Here is a 4,764-nt window from a genome sequence, read left to right on the forward strand (position 1 = left end):
ATCGTGGCGCTCAGCGTCGTCGGAGCCTCCGCCGCGCCGAAGAAGGACTTCAAGGTCGGCTGGTCGATCTATGTCGGCTGGATGCCGTGGGGCTACGCGGCCGACACCGGCATCGTCAAGAAATGGGCCGATAAATACGGCATCACCATCGAGGTGAAGCAGTTCAACGACTACGTCGAGTCGATCAATCAGTACACGGCCGGCGGCTACGACGCGGTAACGATCACCAACATGGACGCGCTGTCGATCCCGGCTGCGGGCGGCGTCGACACCACCGCGGTGGTGATGGGCGACTTCTCCAACGGCAACGACGCCGTGATCCTGAAGAACAAGACAGACCTCGCCGCCATCAAGGGCCAGAGCGTCAACCTCGTCGAGTTCTCGGTGTCGCATTATCTGCTGGCCCGCGCGCTCGAGACCAAGGGTCTCAGCGAGAAGGACATCAAGGTGGTCAACACCTCCGACGCCGACCTCGCCGCGGCCTACAAGACCCCAGACGTCACCGCGGTCGTCACGTGGAATCCGATCGTCTCCGAAATCCTCGCCGCGCCGGACGCCAAGAAGGTGTTCGACTCCTCGCAGATCCCCGGCGAGATCATGGACCTGATGGTGGCCAACACGCAGGTGGTGAAGGACAATCCGAACTTCGCCAAGGCGCTGGTCGGCATCTGGTACGAGACCATTACCAAGATGCAGGCGGCCGGCGCCGAGGGTAAAGCCGCCAAGGACGCGATGGCGAAGGCGTCCGGCACCGATCTGGCCGGCTTCGACAGCCAGCTCGCCTCCACTAAATTGTTCGACAAGGCTGCCGACGCCGAGGCCTTCACCAAGAGCGCGACGATCGGCACCACGATGGACCGGGTCCGCAAATTCCTGTTCGAGAAAGACCTGCTCGGCAAGGGCGCGAAGTCGGCCGACGCGGTCGGCATCGAGCTCGCGGACAAAACCGTACTCGGCGACAAGTCCAACGTGAAGCTGCGCTTCGACGCCAGCTACATGGAGATGGCCGCGCAAGGCAAGCTGTAAGCGTGCCGGCGGAATGCCCTCCGCCACCGGCACGGCGCCACCCTCTCCCCGCCCGACGCGGGGAGAGGGAGTCAGCAGCGGATGCAGAAAGCACGCCTCTTCAAGTGATCGAGTGAGCTCCTCCAGTTCCGCGACAAGGTTTTGAGAAGACGGATCCCATGCGCCTCATCAACGTCAGACCCGGACGGCAGCTGGCTTTCTACATGGCCGCGCTGCCGTTCGTGCTGGTGGCGATCGCTTACTTCGCCGGATCGGAGGCACGGCTGGCGGAAAATCCGAACGACAAGCTGCTGCCGGCGCTGACCAGCATGGTGCAGGCCGTCAAGCAGATGGCGTTTCAGGTCGACGGCCGCACCGGCAACTATCTGATGTGGACCGACACGCTCGCCAGCCTGATCCGGCTGGTTTCGGCGCTGGCGATCTCGACCGCGGCGGCGCTGCTGCTCGGCATCGTCATCGGCGTGCTGCCGGCTGCGAATGCGCTGCTCGGCCCGTTCGTGTCGGTCACCTCGATGGTGCCGCCGCTGGCGCTGCTGCCGATCCTGTTCATCGTGATGGGGCTCGGCGAGAATTCCAAGATCGCCCTGATCGTGATCGGCACGCTGCCGGGCATGATCCGCGATCTGGCGATGCGGGTGATGGAGCTGCCGCGCGAGCAACTGATCAAGGCGCAAACGCTCGGCGGCTCGACCTGGCAGATGGCACTTCGCGTGGTGCTGCCGCAGATCCTGCCGCGGCTGATCGACTCGCTGCGGCTGCAGCTCGGCCCCGCCTGGCTGTTCCTGATCGCCGCCGAAGCGATCGCCTCGGACTCCGGCCTCGGCTATCGCATCTTCCTTGTGCGGCGTTATCTGGCGATGGATGTGATCATCCCCTACGTCATCTGGATCACGCTGCTCGCCTTCATCATGGACTTTGCCCTGCGGCTGCTGCAGCGCAAGGCCTTTCCGTGGTTTGCATCCGTGAGGGCGGAATGAGCGCGATCCGCTTCGAGGATGTTTGGAAGGAATACGGCGATCACATCGTACTCGAGCGCATCACGCTCGACGTCGCGCCGCGCGCTTTCCTGGCGCTGGTCGGCCCGTCAGGCTGCGGCAAGACCACTTTCCTGCGCATGCTGCTTGGCGAGGAGACGCCGAGTCGCGGCCGCATCCTGGTCGACGGCGCGCCGCTGAAGCCCGAGCCCGATGCCGATCGCGGCGTGGTGTTCCAGCGCTACTCGGTGTTTCCGCATCTCACCGTGCTGCAGAACGTGCTGCTCGGCCGCGAACTGCAGCAATCCAGATTCCTCGGCCGGCTGCTCGGGGCGGCACGCCGCGCCGCGACCGAGCAGGCGATGACGCTGCTCGCCGAAGTCGGACTGAAGGGCCACGAGCAGAAGTATCCCGCGGCGCTGTCCGGCGGCATGCAGCAGCGGCTGGCGCTGGCGCAGGCGATCATGCGCGGCCCCAAGATCCTGCTGCTCGACGAGCCGTTCGGCGCGCTCGACCCCGGCATCCGCAGCGAAATTCACGAGCTGATGAAGCGGCTGTGGAACGAGACCGAACTCACCGTGGTGATGGTGACGCACGATCTGTCCGAAGCCTTCCGGCTGGCGACGCGGGTGATCGCGTTCGAACGCCACCGCAACCTTCCGGAAGAACGCGAACGCTACGGCGCGACGATCTCGCGCGATCTCGAAATCTATCCGCGGCGCGTCGCGCAGCCGCGGCTGGTGCATCCGAACCGCTCCGGCCGGGACGACCCGGCCGAACAGGGAGCATGAGCCGGGACGACCCGGCATTTGTCTGACATGAGGACAACCATGATCCTGACCGAGCAGGAGAAGGCCGAAGTCGAGGCTAACCGCCAGCGTTACGAACACCACAAAGCGCTGGGCCAGCAGCAGGCGCCGAAGGCGCTGCCGCCGCCGACGCCGCGCGACGGCGCGCCGATCGCCGAGGATGCGATCATCCATCGCGAAACCGTGCCAGGCGGCTGGTACTGGATCACGAAGCTCGGCCGCGGCGAAGCGCTGCGCATCGTCAATGCCAGCGGCACAGCCTGCGTCAGCCTGCAGGCTTGGAATGCGCACGACACCAGTGAGCGACTGAATCACGCGGACACCATCAAGGTGCAGTGGGCCGCAACGCTGCGTAAAGGCCGCGTGATCCTGTCCGACATGGGCCGGGCGCTGCTCTCGGTGATCCAGGACACGTCCGGCGCGCACGACACCATGGTGGGCGGCTCCACCGCCGCGACGACGGCGGCCCGCTATGGCGCCAAGAACTTCCGCAATACGCGCGACAACTTCGTGCTGGCCGCCGGCAAGCTCGGCCTCGACCGCCGTGACCTGCATCCCTGCGTGTCGTTCTTCGCGCCGGTGAGCGTCGATCCGCAGGGCCGCTTCGAATGGCACGGCGAGCGCCGCAGCAAGAACGACTTCGTCGACCTGCGCGCCGAGCTCGATCTGCTGGTGGCGCTGTCGAACTGCCCGCACCCGCTCGACCCGTCGCCGACCTACGCGCCGGGCGACGTCGAGATCATCCGCTATCAGGCACCTCAGCCGGCCGAAGACGACCTGTGCCGCACGGTCTCGCTCGAAGCCAAGCGCGCGTTCGAGAACAACGCGTTCTATCTCGCCTCCAGCATCACAGGGAGGGCCTGATCATGTCCGCCATTCCGGCTTCCGCCCGTATCATCCTCGACGCCACCATCCCGGCACGCACGCCATGGTCGGCGATCATCCGCAAGGGCCAGACGCTGCGCATCGTCGACAGCCACGGCCAGCAGGCGGTCGATACGCTGTTCTACGCCGCCGATGATCACGGCGAGCGCTACAGCGGCCAGGATACCTTGCGCGCCCAGGGCTCCGCCTATGTGTCGACCGGCACGCGCATCATGTCGACCGAAGGCCGCACCATGCTGCGCATGGTCGCCGACAGCTGCGGCCTGCACGACACTTCGGCCGGCGCCTGCTCCTGCGAGAGCAACACCGTGCGGTTCGGCCATCAGACCAAGTACCTGCACGCCTGTCGCGAGAACTTCCTGATCGAGGCTGCCAAGCATGGCCTGTCGAAGCGCGACATCGTGCCGAACCTCAACTTCTTCATGAACGTGCCGCTCGATCCGTCCGGCAATTTCACCGTGGTGGACGGCGTCTCCAAGCCCGGCGACTACGTCGAGATGGTCGCCGAGATGGACGTGCTGTGCCTGATCTCGAACTGCCCGCAGGTCAACAATCCCTGCAATGGCTTCTTCCCGACGCCGGTGCAGGTGGTGATCTACGAGGCGGGCGAGGACTGATCATGTTCGACAAGGTCCTGATTGCCAACCGCGGCGAAATCGCCTCGCGGATCGGCCGCACGTTGCGCCGCATGGGCATCCGCTCGGTCGCGGTCTATTCCGACGCCGACCGTTTCACCCGCGCGGTGCTGGACGCCGACGAAGCCGTCCGGGTCGGCCCGGCGCCGGCGGTGGAGAGCTATCTCAATGTCGACGCCATCATCGCCGCCTGTCTTGCTACCGGCGCGCAGGCGGTGCACCCGGGCTACGGCTTCCTATCGGAGAACCGCGGCTTCGCCGAGCGGCTCGCGCAGCACGGCATCGCCTTCATCGGCCCACGACCTGAGCATCTCGACGCCTTCGGCCTGAAGCACAAGGCACGCGAGATCGCGGCGCGGAGCGGCGTGCCGCTGCTGCCGGGCTCCGGCCTGCTGGAGACGATCGACGGGGCGCTCACTGAGGCCGCGCGGATCG

At 66.0% G+C, this 4,764-nt stretch carries 6 protein-coding genes; all 6 read left to right on the forward strand.

Going from position 1 to position 4,764, the window contains the following annotated elements; genetic code table 11:
- Window positions 1–1,026, forward strand: a 1,026-nt coding sequence (locus ACOJTD_RS15825; protein ID WP_420133850.1) for a putative urea ABC transporter substrate-binding protein, incomplete at its 5' end; no start/stop codon positions are given.
- 158 nt (window positions 1,027–1,184) lie between these two features.
- On the forward strand, window positions 1,185–2,003 hold the full coding sequence (locus ACOJTD_RS15830) for an ABC transporter permease (RefSeq protein WP_420133851.1): 819 nt from the start codon (window positions 1,185–1,187) through the stop codon (window positions 2,001–2,003).
- A complete protein-coding gene (locus ACOJTD_RS15835; RefSeq protein WP_420133852.1) occupies window positions 2,000–2,791 on the forward strand; it encodes an ABC transporter ATP-binding protein in 792 nt (263 codons plus the stop codon). The genes ACOJTD_RS15830 and ACOJTD_RS15835 overlap by 4 nt, the downstream gene beginning before the upstream one ends.
- 39 nt (window positions 2,792–2,830) lie before the next feature.
- Window positions 2,831–3,673 (forward strand): urea amidolyase associated protein UAAP1, encoded by an 843-nt coding sequence (locus ACOJTD_RS15840; protein WP_420133853.1) that lies wholly within the window; start codon window positions 2,831–2,833, stop codon window positions 3,671–3,673.
- A gap of 2 nt (window positions 3,674–3,675) precedes the next feature.
- Window positions 3,676–4,311, forward strand: coding sequence for an urea amidolyase associated protein UAAP2 (locus tag ACOJTD_RS15845; protein ID WP_420133854.1), 636 nt, complete (start codon window positions 3,676–3,678; stop codon window positions 4,309–4,311).
- 2 nt (window positions 4,312–4,313) lie between these two features.
- Window positions 4,314–4,764 (forward strand): biotin carboxylase N-terminal domain-containing protein (locus ACOJTD_RS15850; RefSeq protein ID WP_420133855.1); only part of this gene is annotated, 451 nt, incomplete at its 3' end.

It is taken from the genome of Rhodopseudomonas sp. (assembly GCF_048594845.1).
In the GTDB taxonomy this organism is placed as follows: domain Bacteria; phylum Pseudomonadota; class Alphaproteobacteria; order Rhizobiales; family Xanthobacteraceae; genus Rhodopseudomonas.

Excerpts from the sequence above, each read along its gene's own strand:
- ACOJTD_RS15830 (WP_420133851.1), top strand. The coding sequence starts at position 1,185 with ATGCGCCTCATCAACGTCAGACCCGGACGGCAGCTGGCTTTCTACATG.
- ACOJTD_RS15840 (WP_420133853.1), top strand. The coding sequence starts at position 2,831 with ATGATCCTGACCGAGCAGGAGAAGGCCGAAGTCGAGGCTAACCGCCAG.
- ACOJTD_RS15835 (WP_420133852.1), top strand. The coding sequence starts at position 2,000 with ATGAGCGCGATCCGCTTCGAGGATGTTTGGAAGGAATACGGCGATCAC.
- ACOJTD_RS15845 (WP_420133854.1), top strand. The coding sequence starts at position 3,676 with ATGTCCGCCATTCCGGCTTCCGCCCGTATCATCCTCGACGCCACCATC.